Raw genomic sequence first — 21,642 nt, 5'->3', positions numbered from 1 at the left:
TCGAACAAACATCGCGTAAAGCAGGCAGTGAAAAAAAATACCGCCTGAAACAAGTAACGATTCATCGGCGGCACAAGGCCGCCGATGAATCGCGCAGATCAGACCGGAGCGGATGCGTTGCGCAGCCCCGCCTGGGTGACCTGGGAATTGGGCGGCACGCTTTGCGTGAGCCAGACATTGCCGCCGATGGTGGAGCCTTTGCCGATGGTGATACGGCCCAGTAGCGTGGCGCCGGCGTATATCACCACATCGTCCTCGACGACCGGGTGGCGCGGCTGGCCTTTCTTGAGCTGGCCGTTTTCATCCGCCGGGAAACGCACGGCACCCAGCGTTACCGCCTGATACAGGCGCACATGCTCGCCGATCACACAGGTTTCGCCGATCACCACGCCGGTGCCATGGTCGATAAAGAAGCCGCTGCCGATCTGCGCACCGGGATGGATATCGATGCCGGTGGCAGAGTGGGCGTCTTCCGAGATCATGCGGGCGAGGATTGGCACATCCAGCGAGTACAGCGCGTGCGCGATGCGGTGGTGAATGATGGCCAACACGCCAGGGTAGCACAGCAATACCTCATCGACACTGCGGGCGGCAGGGTCGCCCTGGTAGGCGGCGAGCACATCGGTATCCAGAATTTCACGCAGGCGGGGCAGCTGCACGGCAAACTGTTGCACCAGCCGGGTAGCCTGCTGATTGGCTTCTTCCCGCCCGATGCGCTGGCCTTGTAGCCGCGCCAGATAGCGTATTTCCAGCGATGCCTGAGCGCGCAGTGCGGTCAGTGCGCTGCTCAGGGTATGGCCGATATAAAAATCTTCGTAGGCTTCACGCAGGTCGTGCGGGCCAAGGCGCATGGGGAACAGCGCGCCGCACAATTGCGTCATGATGGCACGCAAGGCATCCGGCGATGGCAGCTCTCGCAAACCGGCTTCCTGGGCGCGGCCCTGGGACAGCCGCCATTGGTGGCGAGCCTGGCGCAAGCCGGTGACGATATCATCCAGCTCCCATGGCAGGCTGGATTCGGCATCGCCGGCGCTGGAATCCACGGCAGACGTCATTGGTGTTACTCCCTTTTGCAACGGGTGATCAGTGAGCGCTGGCTCGGTTCAGAGCACGATACGCATATTCGGGCCTGGCTCGCCAGTGTTCAGGTACGGATCGGGCAAGGATACCACTGCGGAGGTCGGCAAACAGAGTGGCGCTGCCGGTGCGAATGGGTTGTGAAGGGCGCGGCGGGGGCGACGAGTGCAGAGCGAGTGCCGCGAAAGTGGTGTGAAGTGCTGTGAGATTGCCGTGCGAGTGTTGCGAGAGCGTGGCGAGAGCGCCGTGAAAGCCTGGCAAGAGTGCCGCGCCAGCCGAGAGGGAGAAGCCCCCGGCGGCAGCAGGCCGCCGGGGTAAAGATCAGAACCGGTAAATAGCGCCCACCGAGAGCGCCGCAGGTTTTTCATCCCCGTCAGCGATGGTGGCGTTGGTGGTGGTGGACGCGGTCCGGGCGACGTTATAGGCGGTGCGATAGGTGTTGTCGTTCTCCAGGAAGGCGTAATTGGCATAGAACAGCAGCGCTGGTGCGTATTGATAGTCCACCCCGACGGCGGCCAGTTCGGCGTTGCTGTCGTCGGTATCGTCCAGCTCGTAACGATAATACTGCGTCTTCAATGCGACTTTGTCGTTCAGCTTGTAGCGCAGGCCGATACCGTAGGCGGTGGTGTCTGCCGAGGCGGCCGAGCCGGGCTTATCGGTTTCCTGGTAAAGCGCGGTAATGCGGAAGTCACCAAGGTTGTACAGCCCGGCCAGACGATAGGATTTGAAATCATTGGTGCTGTCATCATCATAGGCCAGCGCTGCCCAGAAGTTGCCGTTGCGGTATTCCAGCGATGAGCTGAGCGCCTGGGTGTCGGAGCTTTGTGTGGCATTGTCGCCGGTATTGGTGGAGTAATGCAGGTTGGCGGTGACGCCGTAAAAAACCGGTGTGCGGTAGTGGATGCCGTTCTTGAAACGGCGGTCGAGGCCATCGACGCCGACGATGTTGCGGGCGTCACCGGCCTGGTTGCCGAACAGGTCAATGCGGTTGCGCAGCACTTTCATTGGGGTGTCGAATTGCCCGACGCGAAACAGCCCCCAGTCGCCAGTGAGGCCGACAAAACTGTCCCGATCAACGTCGATGCTGCCGGCATTCACCAGATCAATAGTGCTCTCCACTTGCCACAGCAGAGACAAGTGGTCGCCGATCCGGTGAGTGCTGCGCACCCCGAGCAGCGAGGCGTTGCTGGAGGTATTCAGCTGCGATGAGTTGCCATCGATGTCGCTGTCGATCTGGTCGATAGACACATGCAGTGCGCCGTAAAACTGAGGCGCCTGAGCCTGGGCAAAGCCTGGAAAAGTGGCGGCGGCAAAGACCAGCGGCAGCGTGCCACGCAGTGTGATGCTCATTATAGGTAATCTCCCTGGGTGAATTCTGTCTGTTGTCTGTTTTGAGCCGGCGTTCATTCCCTGAAGGGGGCATCAAGGCCAGTGACGCACAGGTTACGATCAGGTGAAAGAAAAATGAAAGCATGAAAGCGGCTTTGCTTATGCGCTGGAAGAATAAGGCGTGAAAAGTATGCACATACCAGCGAATTATAATTTCTAAGAGACAGGGCGCCGGCTCCAGGTTGTGCTTACAGCATCAGATGCTGGCGGTGGGAGCCAAAGGGCTGTTGTGGGACGAGCCGTGTAGCGCGCCGGGTACCAAGCCATGGGCCGGTGGTTTACCGAGAAGCTGACGCTACTCGCGTGTTTGTGCCGCAGGATCGGGAAGGTATCTGAACGGGTAACCATGAACGGCCACAACAAGGTAAAGCAGCAGGGTTCGCCCCGTGAGGTCTACGATCATCCGGCCAATCCATTCGTGTACGTCAGGTCAATCTGTTTCACGGCAGGGTGGATCGCGGTGTGGCGCATATCGGTGATGTGCAGCTGCCGGCGCCGGAACATGAGGCGGTGCGCAATGCCAATGGCGTGGCATATGTGCGCCCTCACGAGATAGAGCTGTCTGACGAATCGGGCACCGAGGCGGCTATCCCGGCGCTGGTGGAGGCGGTGAGTATTGCCGGGCCGGTGTTGCGGGTGGAGCTGCGTCATCCGATGGGCAGCGATCTGATTCACGTGGAGGTGCAGCGCACCTTGCCGCTGGCCGGCCGTATTGCAGCCGGGCAAACCGTGTTTGCCCGGCCACGCGCCTCCCGTGTGTTCTTGCAATAACAGGGCCGAGGCGTCCTGCCGGCGTGGCCGGGCAGGGCGCCTATTGCCAGGCGCTGACGGCGCGCATGAAGGCGATCATTTCGGCGGTGTGCGGGCGGAACTCGGGATCGACGCTGGTCTTCACGACCACCACGCGCTCTTTTTCGGACACCCAGATGCTCTGCCCCCAGACGCCATTGAAGAAATATTCCTGATCGGCCTCGGCCGGTATCCACAGGTGGTAGCCATAGCCGCGCTCGGAGTAGCCGTTGCCGGCGGCGAGCCAGGGTTCGTTGCGCTGCGTCGCCTCACGTACCCAGTTTTCGGGCAGCACTTGCTGGCCCTGCCACTGGCCTTGCTGCAAGTACAGCAGGCCCAGTTTGGCGTAGTCACGCAGCGTGGCATTGAGGCAACAGAATGCCAGCTCGGTGCCGCTCTGATCCAGGCTCCAGATGGCATCTTTCTCCATGCCCAGCGGTTGCCACAAGGCGCTTTGTGCATACTCGGAGACGGGCCGGCCGACGGCGTTTTCCAGTACCCAGCCGAGAATCTGGGTGTTGGGGCTGATGTAGTGCAGGCGCTCCCCTTGCGCGGTGCCGGCGGGCAGATCGGCGATCGTGCCGTGCACCGAATTGCCGAGCAGGAAGACGCGATAGAACAGCATTTTTATATCGGAAAACGCGACGTCGTACAGCTCGTCGAAGGCGATGCCGCTGGCCATCAATAGCAGGTTGTGGATCGTGACATCGCCCCAGGCGCGGCCGGCCAGCTCTGGAACGTATTCGCTGACGGGCGCTTGCAAGGACGGAATATGGCCGTCTTTATGGGCAATGGCGATCAGTGTTGCCACCACCGTTTTTGCCATCGACCAGGAGGTGAAGCGGTCATGTTCGTTCGCGCCAAGAAAATATTCTTCGACACGGATGGCGCCATCACGCAACACTAGCAAGCCGGTGGTTTCCGTGCGGCGCATAAATTCGCTGACCTCGACGGTGCGGCCGTCGTAAGTGAAATGCTGCGGCAGCGTGCCGGGCTGGCGCGGAAACTGATACGGCGTGTCGGCGGCTTGCAGGGTGCGGTACGGAAAGACCCGCTCCATATGGCGAAAGTTTTCGACCCGGTGATCGGGGTGAAACAGATTGACCATCACGCTGGGCGAGTAAGGACTCCACGGGCGAAACCACCACAGCAGGGCGGCGGCAATCAGGAGTGTCAGGGCGATCAGGATTATATGGCGCTGGCGCATGGAGGCTCGCTCTTGTTTGATATTCGTTGATACAGAAAGACTCTGGTTGATATAGAAAGGCTCTGGTTGATATAGAAAGGCTCTGGGCAAGATGCGCCGAGGTCGTCTTGGGCCTCGGTTCAGCAGCCATCGCGTGCCGGTTTACAGCTCTTCCTGAGTGCGGTGCAGAATCAGATTATAAGGCGACCAGAATTCACGCCCGTTGTCGTCCAGCAGTTTCAGTTGCTGGTCATCCAGGCGCAGAAAGTTGCGGGCGCCGGCCGGGCGGTCGTAATCCAGTTGATAAACGATGGCGTCCGGGTTGTCTTCGGTGCCGTGCACCATCTGCCATAGCCCGGTGGCAATCCGTGGGGTTGCTTGTGCGTCGCCAAGGCGCTCTTCGCGGGTCTGGTAGATATATTCGGCACGATCAAGCCGCAGATGAACGCGCAGGCCATCGCAATCAGGGCAGTGCAGCACGCCCGTAAACACCAGCGGATCAAGTGCGCCCGCGTGCTCTGATGTGGTCGGCAAAAGTGCCTGGCGAGAGCAGGCAGCCGTCAGCAGCACCATGAGCAGCAGTGCGCAACGTGTTGGCGTGTACACGGTAATTCCCCCTTTCTCGTTTCCGCGTCGCTTGCCTGTTTCATTTTTCGCGGCGCCTGTCTGACGATAATCGGCCGGGGCTGAATAGCAAGCGCAAAACGAGTCAGTCAGGGTTGCCGGGGTAGATTATGGCGTTCGGCGCGCTCCCGCAGTGCGCTGTTCATGGTTTCCAGGCGCTCTCGGGTTGGCCGGGCGAGGGGCCGGCGCAGCAGCGGCGCCAGCAGCCCGCTGACATGCGCGCTGTGGCTGAGACGCACGGCGCCGTCATCCAGTGGTGCGAAGGTGAAGCAGTGCTCGGTATCAAGCAGGCCGGGCAGCAGGCTGCGATGGCGCCAGACCAGTGCTTCGCCGGCCCGCGCCTCCAGCACGGTGGCGCGGAGGGTGCGTGTGCGGCCGGGCTTTTTCGCCAGTGTCAGCGACAGGCGCTGCCCCGGCCGGGCCACGCCGGCTGCGGCAACGATGCTCGGGTTCCATTCGGAGTAATGAGCGAAATTGATCAGCATGGCCCAGATGCGGGCGGGGCTGGCCTGAATATCAATCCAGGTCTGGATCTCGGACATGATGCGGCTGCCTGCTTCAGAGGATCATGATTTGTGCGCAAGTTGACGGCGTTGGGTGACCGCGCGAGCCAGATTGGCCAGCACCACAAGCGCTGTCACCGGTACTGCGCCATACAGCATAAGCGGGCTATACCAGGCCAGTGCTGCGCTCTGGGTGGCAACGAGCACCAGATAAGTGACATAGGCGACGTAATACCCCAGCAGCATCGCGCCTTCCCAACGGCCAATGCGCTGGCCGCTGAGGAACAAGGGCACGCATAGCAGCGCCACGGCCAGCATCACCGGCCCGTCGAAGGCCCGGATGCTGGCTGGTGCGGCGACACCGGCAGGGGCGACGATTGCTGCCACCGCAAGCGCTGCACAAAGATTGAAAATATTGCTGCCGACAATGTTTCCTACGGCGATATCCCGCTCGCCTCGCACGGTGGCCATGACCGAGGCGGCCACTTCAGGCAAGGAGGTGCCAGCGGCGACGATGGTCAGCCCGATGACGGTTTCGCTCAGGCCGATCAGTTCGGCAATTTCAACAGCACCGAAGACCAGCCAGCGGGCGCCGAACACCAGACACGCCAAGCCAGCCAGGACACGCACCAATGACCATCCGACGTGGTCGGATGAGGCCGGCGGCCTGTCTGATTTCTGGGTGCCCCGACGCACCTGTTGCACGAGCGCATATAGATAAAGCAACAAGATAGCGAACAGCAAAGCACCTTCGCCACGGCTGTATAGACCGTCGCGGCCGAGCCACAGTGTAAGTGCTGATACGAAGACCATCAGTGGCAGTTCCCGGCGCAACATGGAGCGTTGCACCACGAGCGGGGCGACTACGGCGCACACGCCGAGGATCACCAGCACGTTGAAGATGCTGCTGCCTACCACGTTGCCCAGAGCAAGGTTACCGGCCGGCCCGCCTTCCCAGGCGGCGCTCGCGGTGACCATGATCTCCGGGGCGCTGGTGCCGAAGGCGACGACTGTCAGCCCGACGACCAGGGGCGCGATGCCGAAGCGCGTGGCCAGGCGCGATGCGCCGGCCACCAGCCATTCACCGCCGAGTATCAGCAAGGCCAGGCCGCCCAACAGGGAGAGCAGTGTCAGCGTCATCGGCGTGCATCCTTTCAGTGCAAGGGCAGGTCAATCGTCCGGGTTGATTTTGCCGCGCAGTGCCTTGATGCGTCCCTGATGCGCCTTGCCGGTCAGGCGCCGCTGCCGGGCCGCTTTGCCGGGGCGTGTGGGAATGCGTGGGCGCGGGACATGTTGGGCGCTGAGAATCAGATCGCGCAGGCGTGCCAGCGCGTCGTCGCGATTTTTCAGCTGGCTGCGAAATTGCTGTGCCTTGATGACCACCACGCCGTCGCTGTTGATGCGCTGATCGCCGCGCGTCAGCAGCCGTTCCTTGATCGGCTCAGGCAGTGACGAGGCGTGGATATCAAAGCGCAGGTGCACGGCGCTGGACACTTTGTTGACGTTCTGGCCACCGGCGCCCTGCGCACGGATGGCTTCGAACTGAAGCTCATCGTCGGGCAGGCTGAGGTGGTCGTTGATGATAAACATGGTTCACTCGAAGGCCTGGCGCAGGATGTTGGTCAACCGGCGCGGTGGTGCTTTGTCTCGGGGAAACAGGAAGTCCTCGATGCGATAGCCCAACGGGGTCTGCCGGAGGACAATCTCATCCTGCCACACGGTTTCAGCGCTGTCGCTGCGCAGGCTCACCCGCACTAGTGCCCAGTGATGGCCGCTGTCGCTGGCGAAACTGCGTTCCTCAAGGATATCAAAGTGATCGGGGAAACGCGGGGCGCTGCTGAACAGTGGCCCGCTGGCCAGCGGGGGCAGTTGCTGGGGGAAATCTTCCATGTAATCGGTTTGATCGGCAATCGCCTCCTGCAATTGATTGCCCAGGCTGTCGCTCAGGAACGGACGCAGCAGGCGTAGCGTGGTGTTGCCCGGCAGGCCGAACGGTTTCAGTGTGATGTAGCGGCCGTAGAACTGGCATACCACAAATGAGGCGGTGCCGGTGTCGGCGCAGGGCGAGGCAGGTTCCGGGGGCGCCGACGGGTGGGTGGCGCAAGCGCTCAGCCAGAGGGCGGCCGCGAGCAAAAACAGGTATCGCCAGTGCCGCCGCATGAGCTAGCCCGCCAGCAGGAAAAGGGTGGTGCCCAGTGAACCCACTGCAATCACCAGCGCGGTGGCGGCGAGCCATTGGGCCTGGCGCAAGGTACGCTGGCTGCTCTCGGCACCGGCTTCGATGGCGCTCACGGTGCGCTGCATCTGCTCGGCCAGCACGCGCACCGATTCTGCATTGCGTGCAGCGGCATCTTGAAGCTCGCTGATCTGCTGATTAAGCACGGCCTGGGATTTGCCATCGCCGCGCTGGGTGAAGGCTGGTATGGCGGTGCTCGCCACCGAGGCGATATACGGCAGCGCGACTTTCAACACGGGTAACCAGGCGGCCATTGTTATTGCTCCGGTTCGGTGCTGTGGGGGCTGCCGGGATAGCGTGGCAGGGCGTCGGCCAGGGGCCACCAGTTGCAGCGATCCTGTGTGTAGATATGCATGGCGGGCTGCGTCTGAATGGCGCCTTCCAGCGAGCCGGCACGAATCCGCAGCACATCGGGATAGATGTCCCGCTCGCTGTAGAGGGGGCTGCCGCAGCGGCGACAGAAAGTGCGGACCTTGCCGGGCGAGGATTCATAGCCTTGCAACAATTCGGCGCCGCTGAGCAGAGTGAAATCGCTGCGCTGCACGGGCATATTGCTGGCAAAGGGCGTGCCGTGTGCCAGCCGGCACTGGCCGCAATGGCAGAGTTGGATGCCGGGCAAGGCGCCTTGCACCTGATATCGCACGCCGCCGCAGAGGCAGCGGCCATGATGAAGGATGGGCGCTTCGCTCATGCTTATTGCGCCTTGGTCAGGGCGACGCCTACATCGATGCCCTGATGTTGCAGGTCGGCATGGTAGGAGCTGCGTACCATGGGGCCAGAGGCCACCGAGGTGAAACCCAGCTCATCGGCAATGCGGGCATATTCGCGGAATTCGTCCGGGTGTACGAAGCGCTCTACCGGCGCGTGGTGCGGGCTGGGTTGCAGGTACTGGCCGATGGTCAGCATGTCCACATCGTGCCGGCGCAGATCCTGAAGCGTTTCCACGACTTGATCGAAGGTTTCGCCAAGCCCCACCATGATGCCGGATTTGGTCGGCACGCCTGGGTTGCGCTGGCCGAAATCCTGCAACAGTTTCAGCGAATGATCGTAACGGGCGCCGGGCCGGACGCGCTTGTACAGGTGCGGTACGGTTTCGATATTGTGGTTGAACACATCCGGCGGGCTTTGCGTGAGGATATCCAGCGCCGGCTCCAGGCAGCCGCGGAAATCCGGGGTCAGGATCTCTATGCGGGTCGCTGGCGTCATGGCGCGCACTTCATTGATGCAATCGGCAAAGTGCGCGGCGCCACCGTCCCTGAGATCATCGCGATCCACCGAGGTGACGACGACGTATTTCAGGCCCATGTCGCGCACGCTTTCGGCAAGGGCACGTGGCTCGTCCGGGTCGAGCGCATTCGGGCGACCGAAGCCCACATCGCAGAAGGCGCAGCGGCGCGTGCAGATATCGCCCATGATCATGAAGGTGGCGGTGCCGCTGCCAAAGCACTCCGGCAGGTTCGGGCAGGCGGCTTCTTCGCAGACGGTGTGCAGCTTCTGTTTGCGCAGCATGTCCTTGACTTGCTGGATGCGGCCGGAGGACGGCACCCGCACACGAATCCAGTCCGGCTTGCGCAGGGGGGCGGGGGCGCTGCTTTCATCCACCATCGGAATGATGGTGCGCACCTTGCGCTCACCACGCAGTTTTTCTCCCAGGGCAACTTTCTGGCGGGCCGGGCGCGGGGTACTCATGAAGGCTCCTCAAAGGTCGGCGATACGCCGGATAGTGTATCAGGTAGCGGCCCCGGCAGCGTATCAAGGCAGGCGTCGGCGGCGGGTAGCGCCAGACGTTTGCGCAGCGCGTTCAGCAGTGCGGTTTCGGTGCGCACCCGGTCGCTGTCTGCCTGTAACAGCGCCAGACTGGTCATGGGCTGGCCGGCATAGCCGCAGGGGTTGATGCGCTGAAACGCGCTCAGGTCCATGTCGCGGTTGAGAGACAGGCCGTGATAGCTGCGGCCCCGCCGGATACGCAGGCCAAGCGAGGCAATCTTGGCGCCATCGACGTACACCCCCGGCGCATCCGGCCGGCTGGCGGCGTCGATGCCGAGGCCGGCCAGCATATCGACAATGGCCTGCTCGATGCCGGTCACCAGTGCGCGGGCACCGATGCCCAGCCGGGCAATATCCAGCATCAGGTAAATGACGGTTTGCCCCGGGCCGTGGTAGGTCACCTGGCCGCCGCGGTCGCATTGCACCAGCGGGATGTCGCCGGGGTTGAGCACATGTTCGGGCTTGCCGGCCTGGCCGAGGGTGAATACGGGCGGATGTTCCACCAGCCACAGTTCATCGGGGGTGTCGGGCTGGCGGGCGTCGGTGAAAGCTTTCATGGCTTGCCAGCAGGGCAAGTAATCAATCAGTGGCAGCTGGCGCAGGATCAGGGCGGAGGTCGTCATAGGGTTCATTATCGGGGCTGATCGGGCCATTTCAAAGCGTCCCGACGTGCCGGGCGGATGGAAAGTAGTAAAGGCAGGCCCAAGCAGTGCGATACCGCCGTCTCATGGTTTTTTACATGCTTCCGTGCTTCCCTTGCCTTTCATGGTTTTCACATGCGTGGCCGCCGTCAAGCGGCCACGGCGGTCAGAAAACGACCTTGACGTGCTCCGATGCATTCAGCGCGGCATAAATAGCCTCGACCTGCTCGCGCCGCTCCATCACTACCCTGGCGTTCACGGAGACAAAGTTGCCCTTGCTGCTCGGCGTGATGTGCACATCGGCGTTCGGATCGAACGCTGGCACATGGGCACTCAGCACGGCGACGACCACATCGCGGACGGGGCTGTCGCTGGCACCCATGACCTTCAATGTCATGGTGTGGGGAAACTCCCACAGATGTTCGTTGATGCTCATTGTTTTCCTCCGGGCTGCGGCAGTAGCCCCGGTATCCATTGCCAGGCCCCGGCCAAGGGGCATGTGTCAGAACAGGTTGCTGAAAAAACGTACCAGGCTGTGCCAGATGCGTTTGAACAAGCCGGCTTGCTCCACTGCGGTGAGCGCTACCAGCGGCTGCTGGAGCACTGCTTCGCCATCCAGGCTGATAGTGACCGTGCCCAGTTGCTGGCCTTGGCTGATCGGTGCGGTGATGTCCTTGTTCAAAGTCATTTCGGCGCTGAGCTGATCGTGGCTGCCGCGAGGAATGGTCATCACCAGTGCGTTATCCAGCCCCAGCGCGACCTGCGCTTGCCGGCCCATCCAGACACGGGCATCGGTCAAGGTTTCACCGGCCTCGTAGGCACGGTAGTTCTCGAAGAAACGGAAGCCGTAATTGAGCAGCTTCTGGCTTTCGCGAGCGCGTGCCTGCTCCGAGCTGGTGCCCATGACTACCGAGATGAGCCGCATTCCGTCGCGTTCGGCGGAAGCCACCAGGCAGTAGCCGGCGGCATCGGTGTGGCCGGTCTTGACGCCATCAACGCTCGGGTCGCGCCACAGCAGCAGGTTGCGGTTTTGCTGGGTGATATTGTTATAGGTAAATGACTTTTCCCGATACATCAGGTAGTTGTCGGGGAAATCGCGGATCAACGCATGGGTCAGCACCGCCATATCGTAGGCGCTGGTGACCTGACGCTCATCCGGCCAGCCAGTGGCGTTGACGAAATAGGAGTTCTTCAGTCCGAGTCGGCTGGCTTGCTGGTTCATCATTTCGGCAAAAGCATCTTCGCCACCGGCGATATGCTCGGCCAAGGCCACGGTGGCATCGTTGCCGGACTGGATGATCAGTCCGCGCAGCAGATCTTCGACCCGCACGCGCGTGCCCTCGCGCACAAACATTTTGGAGCCGCCCATGCGCCAGGCATTCACGCTGATGGTGACCTCCTCATCCAGGCTCAGATTATTATTGTCTAGCTCCCGCGCCACGATGTAGTCGGTCATGATTTTGGTCAGGCTGGCGGGCGGCAGCGGTTCATGGGCGTTGTGCTCGACCAGGATCCGGCCGCTGGCGGCATCCATGAGGATATAACCGCTGGCTTCTACTTGTGGCGGGCTGGGGATCAGCGCTGCGCTGGCGGTGGCGCTGGTCCAGGCCAGTAGTACCCCGATCAGGGCAAAGAGCGGCACATGGCGGGCAGCGGACATCGGATGGTTTTTCATGGCTCCTCACATTTCAAGAGTGCTGGCGGCGCTGGCCGCAGAAATTCATGCCGGGGGGCGGTGTAGTGGCGGTGTGCAACTTGGCTTTGGATCACCTCGCAGCAGGCCCGCCTCGACCCGTCTCGAAAGGCCACGGTGCTAGCTCAGGGCATTACGCGCACAGGCTCGCCGTAACCAGCCTCGAACAGATCGCCATGGGCGGTCTCCCGGCTTTGCTCGGTGCTGAACGGGCCCAGCCAGACGCGGTAAAGAGGCTCGCTGCTGCTGGGACCGGGTCGAATCGCGACCGGATAGCTGAACTGAGCCAGCAGACGATTGACGAGTTGCTGGGCGGATTCGGGCTGGCGGAACGCGCCTATCTGCAAATACAACTCTGCCGGGGGTGGCGGACTATCGGCGGCGGCGCGAATGATGCCGGAGCCAGCGCCAGATGTTCTGGCGCCGTCTCGGGTGTCGTCACTGGCCGTGCGTGTCTGTTGCCCGGCTGGGGTGAGCACTTCCACGCGCACCCGGCCGGTGCCGCTTTGTTCGATGCCCAGGCGGCTGGCGGCCGCCCAGGAAAGGTCGATCTCGCGATCAGGGTGGAACGGGCCGCGATCGTTGACCCGTACCACCACCGATTTGCCGTTATCCAGGTTGGTCACACGGGCAAAGCTCGGCAGGGGCAGGCTGCGATGGGCTGCCGTGAACTGATACATATCATATGGCTCGCCGCTGGAAGTGCGGTGGCCATGGAATTTTACGCCGTACCAGGAGGCAATGCCTTCGGCGGTGTAACCCTCGGCATCGGGCAGCACGTGGTAGGTCTGGCCAAACACGGTATACGGCGAGTGGTTACCGTAACGGCTCGGCAACTCAGCACGCACCTCCGGCTCGGGAATGGTGTTCACATCCGGGCGTTTTGCCGGCGCAGTGTCCTGAGAAATACTGTAACGATCGCTGCCGGGCGTGACAGGCGGCGTCGCCGGAGCGTCGCCGGGCGCGCCGGCGGGCGGGGCCGGCACACGGCCGGCACAGCCGCCAAGCAGCAGGCCGGTAAAAAGCAGCGTCAGCAGCGAATAGGGCAGGGCACGGGCGTGCATCAGTTCTCCATGCGATCGGCGATCTCGCGGCTCAATTGCAGCACCGCCATGGCATACAGGCGGCTGCGGTTATAGCGGGTGATGACGTAGAAGTTTTCCGTGGTCAGCCAGAATTCGCTGCCGTGCTCGCCATCAAGCTCCAGCGCTGCAACCCGGGTGTCCGCGGGCAGATCATAGCAGTAGCGATGTGCCTTGTCCTCGCAGGAGAGCGGCGTTGCGCCTTTGGCACGGGCGTCCGCCAGTGTCAGCGAGGTTTCATAACTGGTGCCGAACAGCGCTGCGGCGTCCGCGCCGACAATCTGTGCGCGGGCGGCCACCGGCAGGCCGGTTTGCCAGCGGTGGGCGCGGAAGTAGTTGGCCACCGAGCCGACCACGTCGGCGACGTTGTCGATCAGGTCGATCTTGCCGTCGCCGTCGAAATCCACCGCATAGGCGCGGTAGCTGGAGGGAATGAACTGCGGCATGCCCAGCGCGCCGGCATAGGAACCGCGCACGGTGCTGGCGTCGATGCCGGCATCGCGCTCCAGCAGCAACAGCTCTTTCAGCTCGCGCCGGAAAAACGCGGCCCGTGGCGGATAATCAAAGCCAAGCGTGGCCAGCGCATCGACTGCGCGCCAGGTGCCCTTGTGCTGGCCGTAGCGGGTTTCCACGCCGATGATGGCGATGATGATCTCTGCCGGCACACCAAACTGCGCTTCGGCTTTTTCCAGCAGTGCACGATGCTCCCGCCAGAATGCCAGCCCCTGCTCGATGCGGCTGTCCTGCACGAAAATCTTGCGGTATTCGCCCCAGCTCAGGGTGCGCTCGGCCGGCTTGGCGATGGCCTCCAGGATACGTTCCTGGCGCTCGGCGCTATTGATCAGTGCCGTGATGTGCTTTTCATCAAGCCCTTCAGCGACCAGCTCCCGGATCAGCGCCTGCGCGTCGTCGTGGTCGCTGTAGATGCCCTGGCCTGCCATTGCAAGGTGCGGGAGCAGACCAGGCCCGAGCAGGCAGGCCGCAAGAAAGAAACGAACAACACCCTGTCGCATTGAAACTCCTGCAATCAATGGCCAAGCAGTTTTCGGTGTGTGTGAATCGACATCAGTACGCCGAAGCCTGCCAACAACGTGACAATCGAGGTGCCGCCAAAGCTGACCAGAGGCAGGGGGACGCCCACCACCGGCATCAGCCCGGAAACCATGCCGATGTTCACAAATACGTAAATGAAAAAAGTCAGCGCCAGCGATGCGGCCAGCAGGCGGCTGAAATTATCCTGCGCCTGCCAGCTGATCATCAGGCTGCGCCCGACGATGAACAGGTATGTGGCAAGCAACAGCAGAATTCCCACCAGGCCGATCTCCTCGCCCAGTACTGCGACAATGAAATCAGTAGAAGATTCCGGTAGAAAATCCAGCCGCGATTGCGTGCCATTGAGCCAGCCCTTACCGGTAATACCACCGGAACCGATTGCTGTCTTGGATTGTATGATATTCCAGCCAGCGCCGAGTGGGTCAGCTTCCGGGTTAAGAAATGTATCTACCCGGCGGCGCTGATAATCGTGCAACACAAAGAAATACATCAGCGGAGCTGCTGCCGCAAGCAGTGCACCGGCGGCGGCGATCAGCCTCCACGATAACCCGGCGACAAACAGCACGAGCAGGCCACCAGCTGCTACCAGGATGGCGGTGCCGAGATCAGGCTGCCGCGCAATCAGCGCCACCGGCACCAGAGTGATGGCGAGCACGACCAGGACATCACGGAAACGGGGCGGCAAGGAGCGTTCGCTGAAATGCCAGGCGACCATCGCCGGCACGGCCAGCTTCATGATCTCCGCAGGCTGGAAGCGGCCGATGCCGGGGATCGCGAGCCAACGCTGGGCCCCCATGGCGTGAACCCCGGCGAATAGCACCAGCACCAGCAGTAGCAGGCCGATGCCGTAAAACACCGGCGCCCAGAAGCGGTAGCTGCGGGGCGGAATCTGAGCGAACAGAAAGAGCGCAGCAAAACCCAGGCCGAAGCGCATGGTCTGGCGCACGATGACTTCAATGTTGCTATCGGCGGCGCTGTAGAGCACCAGTAGTCCACCGAGACACAGCATGATCAAGGCCGCCAACAGCGGTGCGTCAAGGTGCAGCCGCCAGCTCAGGCTGTTGGGGCGGCCGACGGCGCCGGACGACAGCTGGCGGAAGGGTTCAAGGTGCACGGCTGTCCTCCTGCGAGGTGCGCGGGAAATCAGTGATTACCGGGCCACCGAGCGTATCGGGCACGATCTCGGGCAGCCCTGGCGGGGGCAGGCGGTATTCGCCTGTTTCACTCAACAGCCAGGCATCCATGGTGGCGCGTGCCACCGGTCCGGCCGAAGAGCCGCCGCTGCCGCCATTCTCGACCAGCACTGCCACCGCGATGGCTGGTTCATCGGCCGGAGCGAAGGCAACGAACAGTGCGTGATCGCGCAATCGTTCGGCGATTTCCTCGGCGTTATATTCTTCATCATTGGCCAGCGAGAACACCTGAGCGGTGCCGCTCTTGCCGGCGATGCGGTAAGCCGAGCCCTGGCCGACGCGCCGGGCAGTGCCGGTGGCGCCGTGCACCACATCAACCATGGCGCGGGTCATGCGCTGCCAGTGGTCGTTGTCCTCCAGTACCGTCGGCGCCAATGGTGGCGCTGGCGGTGCCAGCCGGGCAACCCGAGGCACCACGGGCACACCCTGACGGGCAAGGACGGCGGTCGACAATGCCAGCTGCAACGGTGTGGTGAGCATATAACCCTGGCCGATGCTGGTGTTGATGGTGTCGCCGTGGAACCAGCTCTGGCCGCGCGCGCCGCGTTTCCATTCTCGCGAGGGCAGGATGCCACGCGCTTCGCTGGGCAGATCAATGCCGGAGCGCACGCCGATAAAGAAACGGGAGAGGAACGCGGCCATGCGATCAATGCCCAGGCGGAAGCCCATGTCGTAAAAATAGGTGTCGCAGGACTGCACCATTGCCTTGTGCATATCGACCCAGCCGTGGCCCTGGCGGCGCCAGTCACGGAATACCCGTTCTTCGCCCTCGATGCGATAAAAGCCGGGGTCCCAGATGCGGCGTTGCCAGTCTGTGACGCCGGCATCGAGACCAGCCAGCCCGATGATCGGCTTGACCGTCGAGCCGGGCGGATAACGGCCCTGCAAGGCGCGGTTGAATAGTGGCTGGTCGTGATCGTCGCGGTAGTTGGCGTAATTCTGGTGTGAAATGCCAGTGACGAACAGGTTCGGATCAAAGCCGGGACGGCTGACAAAGGCCAGCACACCGCCGTCGCGGGGATCGATGGCGACCACGGCACCCCGGCGTTCACCCAGCGCATCCCAGGCGGCCTGCTGCACGCGCATGTCCAGATGCAGTTGCAAATCCTGCCCCGGTTGCGGGGGGATTTCTTCCAGCACGCGCAAGATACGCCCGCGGGCATTGGTTTCGACCTTGCGGTAACCCGCTTGCCCATGCAGCAGCCGCTCGTAATGGCGCTCGACACCGATGCGGCCCGCGTAGTGGGTGCCGCTGTAGTTGGCCTGCTCATCGGCGTCCATCTCGTCGAGGTCTTCCGCGCTGATGCGATTCACGTAGCCCAGCACATGGGAAAACAGCGCCCCGTGGGGGTAGTGGCGGATCGGGTCGGCGTCGATGCGTACACCGGGCATGGCGTGTTGCGCCACGGCAATACGGGCAATCTCGGTTTCTGTCAGGCGGGCGCGCAGCGGCACGGGCTCCCACGGGCGGCGGGGGCTTTGCAAGCGGCGCCGAAAGCGGTCGATATCGTGGCTGTCGAGGTTGACGATCTCCGCCAGCTCATTGAGCGTGGCGGTCAGATCAGGCACCTGCTCCGGGATTAGCGCCAGCGAAAAGTCGGGCTGATTTTCGGCCAGCAGTGTGCCGTCGCGGTCGTAAATCAGGCCCCGTGGTGGCGCGATGGCCTGGGTTTGTACGCGATTCTGGTTGGAGAGCGTGGTGTAGCGGTCGTGCTGCGCAGCCTGTAGCCAGGCCATGCGGGCCACCAGAACCAGCGTCAGGGTCGCCACGATCAATGCAGACCAGATCAGGCGCACTGTGAAAATCCGGCTCTCCCGGTGGTGATCCTTGAAAGTCATGGGTGAGCGCATGAAACGTTCGGTTCCCGGTCTGGCAAGTCTGTATGGCGCGTCAGGCGCAAAGGTTGCAGTGATGGCGCCGTGGGTGCAAGGCCTTGGCTGCTACGCCGAGGGCAGTCGGTCAGCGGTGGTACGGGTGGCCGGCGAGCAGTGTCCAGGCGCGGTAAACCTGCTCGGCCACCAGAATACGCACCAGCGGGTGCGGCAGGGTCAGATCCGAGAGCGACCACCGCTGGTGACATTCGGCGGACAATGCCGGGCACAGCCCGTCAGGACCGCCCACCAGAATGCACAGATCCTGGCTCAGATCACGCCGGTTGCCGAGTTCCCGTGCCAGCCGTTGGGTATCCAGCCGCCGGCCTGTCACTTCCAGTGCTATGGTTTCCGCGCCCGGATATTTTGCCAGGCGCTTGCGCAGTGCGTCGGCTTCTCGCGCCACGAGCGTGGCGGTGTCCACATGGCTGCCACGGCGGGGCAGGCCGATTTCCTCGATTTCAAGGCGGATATCACCAGCCAGCCGGCGGCTGTATTCGGTGACGCCAGCCTCTACCCAGGCCGGCATGCGGGTGCCCAGGGCCAGCAGACGGACGCGCAAGTCAGCTGTCCGGGTCGTCGACGGTGCCGCGCGCCGGATGCTGGTTCGGATCGCGCCAGAGGCGCTCAAGGTCATAGAACTCACGGGTAGCGGGCTGCATCACATGCACGATCACGTCACCCAGATCGACCAGTATCCATTCGGCATTTTGCTGCCCTTCCACGCCGACAGGCGGGAAGCCGGCCGCCTTGGCCTGCTCTATGACGTTATCCGCCAGCGCCTTGACGTGGCGGCTGGAGGTGCCAGTGGCGATGACCATGTTGTCGGCAATGCTGGTCAGGGCTCTGATGTCGATGTTGCTGACGTTGCGGGCCTTGAGCTCGTCAAGGGCGGCTACGGCGACGTCGAGCACTTCCTGTCTGGTATTTGTCATGCGGTTCCTGAGTCGGTTAGGGGGCTGCCAGGCGGCACATTATACAGGCGGTGGGTGCGAATATAGGCACCCACCGGGGCCGGCAGTGCCGTGCTGGTGCCTTGTCGGGCCAGATCCTGCCGCACGCCGGTGGCGGACAGATCCAGCCAGGGCTCGCTGAGCATCAGCCGGCGCCCGGCAGGAGCCGCCAGCAGCCCCTGCGGGGTGTTCTCGTGAAAGGCGCCTGCCACCTCAAGGGTCGGCGAGCCGGCGCCGGGGCGCGGCAGCACGGCCAGATGACACAGCGCGGGATAGTCCTGCCAGCGGTGCCACTTGTGCAGGGTGGCAAAGCTGTCGGCGCCGATAACCAGCACCAATGGCCGATACGGGCCGATTTCGGTGCGGAAATGGCGCAGTGTGTTGAGGCTCCAGGAAGGCCCTTGCTGGCGCAGCTCCCAGTCGTCCGGGATCAGATCCGGCTGGCCCTGGCAGGCGAGCTGTAGCATCGCCAGCCGCTGTTCGCCGGTTGCCAACGGTTGGGCGCGGTGTGGCGGCACGGCATTCGGCAGCAGTCTTACCGGGCAGCCAAGCGCGTCTGCCACGGCGCGTGCACCGGACAGATGGGCCTGGTGAACCGGATCGAAGGTGCCGCCGAAGAGCGCCAGTGCGGGCAGCGTCATCCTCTGACCTGGCCGTCGCCCAGCACCACCCATTTGCGGCTGGTCAGGCCCTCCAGGCCCACCGGGCCGCGGGCATGGAACTTGTCCGTAGAAATACCGATTTCGGCGCCCAGACCGTATTCGAAACCATCGGCGAAACGGGTCGAGGCGTTCACCATCACCGAGCTGGAATCCACTTCGGTGAGGAAGCGGCGAGCGCGGCTGTAGTTTTCCGTGATGATGGCTTCGGTGTGCTTCGAGCTGTAATGGTTGATGTGCTCGATGGCGGCGTCCAGGCCGGCAACAATGCGCACGGCAAGGACGGGTGCCAGATATTCCTCGAACCAGTCCTGCTCGGTGGCGGCGGTCAGTTGCTCGATCCGGCCTTCCAACAGCGCCAGCGTGCGCAGGCAGCCGCGCAGGGCGACGCCAGCGGCGGCCAGCTCTCCGGCCAGGCCGGGTAATACTTGCTCGGCAATGCCCTCGGCCACCAGCAGTGTTTCGGCAGTGTTGCAGGTGCCGTAGCGGTGGGTTTTGGCATTGAGCGTCACTTGTCGGGCTTTTTCCAGATCAGCCTGATCATCAATATAGACGTGGCAATTGCCATCCAGATGCTTGATGACCGGCACTCGCGCATCGCGAGAGATCCGCTCGATCAGGCCCTTGCCGCCGCGCGGCACAATCACATCCACATATTCCGGCTGGGTGATCAGCGCACCGACAGCGGCACGGTCGGTGGTTTCTACCACCTGGATGGCATCCGCCGGCAGCCCGGCGCGGGACAGCCCGGTGCGGATGCAGGCGGCAATCGCCTGGTTGGCGCGAATCGCCTCGGAGCCACCGCGTAAAATCGCGGCATTGCCGGACTTCAGGCACAGCGCTGCGGCGTCGATGGTCACGTTGGGGCGTGATTCGTAGACGATGCCGATCACGCCGAGCGGCACGCACATGTGCCCGACCTGAATACCGCTGGGGCGGTACTTCAGGCCAGTGATCTCGCCAATCGGATCGGGCAGGGCCATGACTTGCTCCAGCCCCTCGATCATGTCTTCGAAGCGATCCGGCGTCAGCTCCAGCCGATCCAGCATGGCGGCTTCCAGGCCATTTTCCTGGCCGGCGGCCATATCTTCGCGGTTGGCAGCCAGGATTTGCTCGCGGTCGCTGCGCAGTGCTTCAGCGATAGCAGCCAGCGCCTGATTCTTCTGCGCAGTGCTGGCGCGGGCCATGGCCCGCGACGCGGTGCGGGCGCGGCTGCCGAGCTCTTGCATGTACTTTTCGATATCCATGGTACTCGGGTACTCACGTGCATTCGGTCAAGGAGCGCCATTATAGCGATATGTGGCGGTTTACGCGCTCCCGGAAATACCACAGAATGCCAGAGCGGTGTTCGACGCTGGCGATCTGAGATCAGCGCTGGCGGCGCCGTTATCAGGAAGGACATAATCGACACGCCCTGCGGAGGTGCCTGACGCACCGGGACGGAGGCGGCGACAACAATAACAAGGCCCGTCCGAGGCCGGGGATTACTATGCGTATCAATTATCAGGAATACAGCCGGGGGGCGATCAAGTCAGACCCTCAACACTTCTGGGTGGGGCGCTGGCGCATCGACTATATCGCCTTCAGTGCCCCGGAGAACCGGCACAAGCCGCCGCTGGTGGTGATTGGCGGCGCCTTTCAGAACTTCAACTCCTACAAGTACTGCGTCGAGCACATCTACACAGATTTTCCAGTGGTGCTGGTGGATCTGCCGTCGTTGGGCAACAACGATCAGGTGTCACCAGAGCTGGGCATGGAGGATCTGGCGGATTTGCTGCACGAGCTGGTAGTGCACGCGGGCTTGCCCAAGGTGCATCTGATGGGCCTGTCGCTGGGCTCCGCCATTGCCAGCACCTTCGCTTACAAGTATCCGCACCTGACAGGCAAGATGATTGTTGCAGGCATCGTGGTGCGGCCGCGCAAAAGCTGGCGGATGCTGGTGGAAGAATCGGTGCGGGTGCTGGATGAAGGGCGCATGGACGAGTTTTCCCAAGCTGTGGTGCTGTATCTGGTGAACTACCAGCGTTTGAAAGAAACCGGTATTACGCCGACGGCGCGCCGGCTGTTTTACCGGCAAATGAAAGGGCTGAGCGAAAACGAACGGGAGCGTTACAAGATCAATGGTCGCCGGCTGCTGTCGGTAGAGGGCCTGCTCGGCTATCCCGAATGCGAAACGCTGGTGACTACCGGCGAGTACGACAGCTTTACGCTGCCATGGGAAAATGCTGCCTTTGCAGCGCGCTGCCCGAATGCCCAGTTTGCGCTGATCAATGGTGCCGACCATTTGCCGCAACTGGAAAAGCGTGAAGTGTCGCTGGATCTGTTTCTGACATTCCTGCGCGGTGAACCGCTGGAGCGGGTGGCAGGCATCAAGGTGTTTCCGCGCGGCACCTACAGCCAGCTGGAGCGTCGGCGCAGCGAGCGACTGGTGCCGTGCAATACCCGTGGCCGGGTGACCAGTGAATCCCGTGTCGATGATCGGTTTCGCTTCGATCAGCAGGTGAAGATCGTCGATATCAATTTTTTCGGCTGCCTGCTGAAGCTCGAAACGCCGGGCTTTTCCACGGCAGAACATGCCCGCGACTGCACTTTGCATCTGACATCGCCGGAGCTGAAGCTGGAGCTGCTGGTGTTTCAGTACGAGGAAACCGGCTATCTGCGCTGCCTCTTCAAACACGGCAATATTCGCGAGGCGGAGCGTTTCGCGGAGCTGCTCAAGGATCGCCAGTATTTTCTTGAGCCGCACGTGAATGCTGGCAAGGTGCACAAGATTTACGGTTGACCGGCTGGTCCGATGCGAGGGGCGGAAGTGCCGTCGCGGGCCGGGTGCCTGCGCTTGGTCGTGCTGCGGCTTTCGGCGCTGGCCGGACAGTCCGAGAGGCTTTTCTATCGGGCGATCTGGCGCCGCCGGGTGACACGCCGCGG

The 21,642-nt window shown here is 62.6% G+C and carries 24 protein-coding genes; 2 read left to right on the top strand and 22 right to left on the bottom strand.

The features are described 5' to 3' along the window. Positions 1–98: 98 nt before the first annotated feature. Positions 99–1,055, bottom strand: coding sequence for a serine O-acetyltransferase EpsC (epsC, locus tag MU846_RS06310; protein ID WP_246950498.1), 957 nt, complete (start codon positions 1,053–1,055; stop codon positions 99–101). 343 nt (positions 1,056–1,398) lie between these two features. Next, positions 1,399–2,427: a porin gene (locus tag MU846_RS06305; RefSeq protein ID WP_246950495.1), complete on the bottom strand. Its 1,029-nt coding sequence runs from the start codon at positions 2,425–2,427 to the stop codon at positions 1,399–1,401. 501 nt (positions 2,428–2,928) lie between these two features. On the opposite strand from MU846_RS06305, the gene MU846_RS06300 reads away from it, so the two are divergent. After that, positions 2,929–3,237: a TOBE-like domain-containing protein gene (locus tag MU846_RS06300; protein ID WP_246950492.1), complete on the top strand. Its 309-nt coding sequence runs from the start codon at positions 2,929–2,931 to the stop codon at positions 3,235–3,237. A 40-nt stretch (positions 3,238–3,277) separates the two neighbouring features. Here the strand turns inward: MU846_RS06300 and MU846_RS06295 are convergent, their stop codons facing one another. The 20 genes from MU846_RS06295 to MU846_RS06200 form a co-directional block, all read right to left on the bottom strand. Then, positions 3,278–4,462, bottom strand: a complete 1,185-nt coding sequence (locus MU846_RS06295; protein ID WP_246950490.1) for a serine hydrolase domain-containing protein — start codon at positions 4,460–4,462, stop codon at positions 3,278–3,280. A 141-nt stretch (positions 4,463–4,603) separates the two neighbouring features. After that, complete coding sequence (locus MU846_RS06290) at positions 4,604–5,047, bottom strand: copper resistance protein NlpE N-terminal domain-containing protein (RefSeq protein ID WP_246950487.1); 444 nt, start codon at positions 5,045–5,047, stop codon at positions 4,604–4,606. A gap of 107 nt (positions 5,048–5,154) precedes the next feature. Then, positions 5,155–5,607, bottom strand: coding sequence for an SRPBCC domain-containing protein (locus MU846_RS06285; RefSeq protein ID WP_246950484.1), 453 nt, complete (start codon positions 5,605–5,607; stop codon positions 5,155–5,157). 24 nt (positions 5,608–5,631) lie between these two features. After that, complete coding sequence (locus MU846_RS06280; protein ID WP_246950481.1) at positions 5,632–6,708, bottom strand: calcium/sodium antiporter; 1,077 nt, start codon at positions 6,706–6,708, stop codon at positions 5,632–5,634. 30 nt (positions 6,709–6,738) lie between these two features. Beyond that, positions 6,739–7,158 carry an alternative ribosome rescue aminoacyl-tRNA hydrolase ArfB gene (arfB, locus tag MU846_RS06275; RefSeq protein WP_246950456.1) on the bottom strand — a complete coding sequence of 140 codons (420 nt, stop codon included), beginning with the start codon at positions 7,156–7,158 and terminating at the stop codon, positions 6,739–6,741. 3 nt (positions 7,159–7,161) lie between these two features. Next, a complete protein-coding gene (locus MU846_RS06270) occupies positions 7,162–7,728 on the bottom strand; it encodes a YqhG/Tai3 family protein (RefSeq protein ID WP_246950453.1) in 567 nt (188 codons plus the stop codon). A gap of 3 nt (positions 7,729–7,731) precedes the next feature. Further along, on the bottom strand, positions 7,732–8,058 hold the full coding sequence (locus MU846_RS06265) for a hypothetical protein (protein WP_246950450.1): 327 nt from the start codon (positions 8,056–8,058) through the stop codon (positions 7,732–7,734). A 2-nt stretch (positions 8,059–8,060) separates the two neighbouring features. Continuing rightward, the gene (locus MU846_RS06260) at positions 8,061–8,495 is read right to left on the bottom strand and encodes a GFA family protein (protein ID WP_246950448.1); all 435 of its coding nucleotides are present in this window, start codon (positions 8,493–8,495) and stop codon (positions 8,061–8,063) included. 2 nt (positions 8,496–8,497) lie between these two features. Further along, positions 8,498–9,493 (bottom strand): lipoyl synthase, encoded by a 996-nt coding sequence (gene lipA / locus MU846_RS06255; protein WP_246950435.1) that lies wholly within the window; start codon positions 9,491–9,493, stop codon positions 8,498–8,500. Beyond that, complete coding sequence (gene lipB / locus MU846_RS06250; protein WP_246950433.1) at positions 9,490–10,194, bottom strand: lipoyl(octanoyl) transferase LipB; 705 nt, start codon at positions 10,192–10,194, stop codon at positions 9,490–9,492. The genes lipA and lipB overlap by 4 nt, the downstream gene beginning before the upstream one ends. 184 nt (positions 10,195–10,378) lie before the next feature. Then, positions 10,379–10,648 carry a YbeD family protein gene (locus MU846_RS06245; protein WP_246950430.1) on the bottom strand — a complete coding sequence of 90 codons (270 nt, stop codon included), beginning with the start codon at positions 10,646–10,648 and terminating at the stop codon, positions 10,379–10,381. 66 nt (positions 10,649–10,714) lie between these two features. After that, positions 10,715–11,887 carry a D-alanyl-D-alanine carboxypeptidase family protein gene (locus tag MU846_RS06240; protein ID WP_246950428.1) on the bottom strand — a complete coding sequence of 391 codons (1,173 nt, stop codon included), beginning with the start codon at positions 11,885–11,887 and terminating at the stop codon, positions 10,715–10,717. 143 nt (positions 11,888–12,030) lie between these two features. Beyond that, a complete protein-coding gene (locus MU846_RS06235) occupies positions 12,031–12,969 on the bottom strand; it encodes a septal ring lytic transglycosylase RlpA family protein (protein ID WP_246950425.1) in 939 nt (312 codons plus the stop codon). Further along, a complete protein-coding gene (gene mltB, locus MU846_RS06230; protein WP_246950417.1) occupies positions 12,969–14,000 on the bottom strand; it encodes a lytic murein transglycosylase B in 1,032 nt (343 codons plus the stop codon). The genes MU846_RS06235 and mltB overlap by 1 nt, the downstream gene beginning before the upstream one ends. A gap of 14 nt (positions 14,001–14,014) precedes the next feature. Next, on the bottom strand, positions 14,015–15,154 hold the full coding sequence (rodA, locus tag MU846_RS06225; protein ID WP_246950415.1) for a rod shape-determining protein RodA: 1,140 nt from the start codon (positions 15,152–15,154) through the stop codon (positions 14,015–14,017). After that, on the bottom strand, positions 15,144–17,084 hold the full coding sequence (gene mrdA / locus MU846_RS06220; RefSeq protein WP_246950413.1) for a penicillin-binding protein 2: 1,941 nt from the start codon (positions 17,082–17,084) through the stop codon (positions 15,144–15,146). Before mrdA ends, rodA begins: the two co-directional genes overlap by 11 nt. Positions 17,085–17,193: 109 nt before the next feature. Then, entirely contained in the window at positions 17,194–17,667 is a 474-nt protein-coding gene (rlmH, locus tag MU846_RS06215; RefSeq protein ID WP_246950410.1) for a 23S rRNA (pseudouridine(1915)-N(3))-methyltransferase RlmH, read from the bottom strand. 1 nt (position 17,668) lies between these two features. Further along, positions 17,669–18,040 carry a ribosome silencing factor gene (gene rsfS, locus MU846_RS06210; protein ID WP_246950409.1) on the bottom strand — a complete coding sequence of 124 codons (372 nt, stop codon included), beginning with the start codon at positions 18,038–18,040 and terminating at the stop codon, positions 17,669–17,671. Further along, positions 18,037–18,699, bottom strand: a complete 663-nt coding sequence (gene nadD / locus MU846_RS06205; RefSeq protein ID WP_246950406.1) for a nicotinate-nucleotide adenylyltransferase — start codon at positions 18,697–18,699, stop codon at positions 18,037–18,039. Before nadD ends, rsfS begins: the two co-directional genes overlap by 4 nt. Beyond that, on the bottom strand, positions 18,696–19,964 hold the full coding sequence (locus MU846_RS06200) for a glutamate-5-semialdehyde dehydrogenase (protein WP_246950404.1): 1,269 nt from the start codon (positions 19,962–19,964) through the stop codon (positions 18,696–18,698). The genes nadD and MU846_RS06200 overlap by 4 nt, the downstream gene beginning before the upstream one ends. A 242-nt stretch (positions 19,965–20,206) precedes the next feature. Here MU846_RS06200 and MU846_RS06195 point away from each other — a divergent pair, with 242 nt between their 5' ends. After that, entirely contained in the window at positions 20,207–21,499 is a 1,293-nt protein-coding gene (locus MU846_RS06195; protein ID WP_246950402.1) for an alpha/beta fold hydrolase, read from the top strand. Positions 21,500–21,642 lie beyond the last annotated feature (143 nt).

The organism is Alcanivorax quisquiliarum, assembly GCF_023051175.1.
Lineage (GTDB): Bacteria > Pseudomonadota > Gammaproteobacteria > Pseudomonadales > Alcanivoracaceae > Isoalcanivorax > Isoalcanivorax quisquiliarum.
Note: the sequence above shows the minus strand (reverse complement) of the source record. Positions and strands in the feature narration are given on the sequence as shown.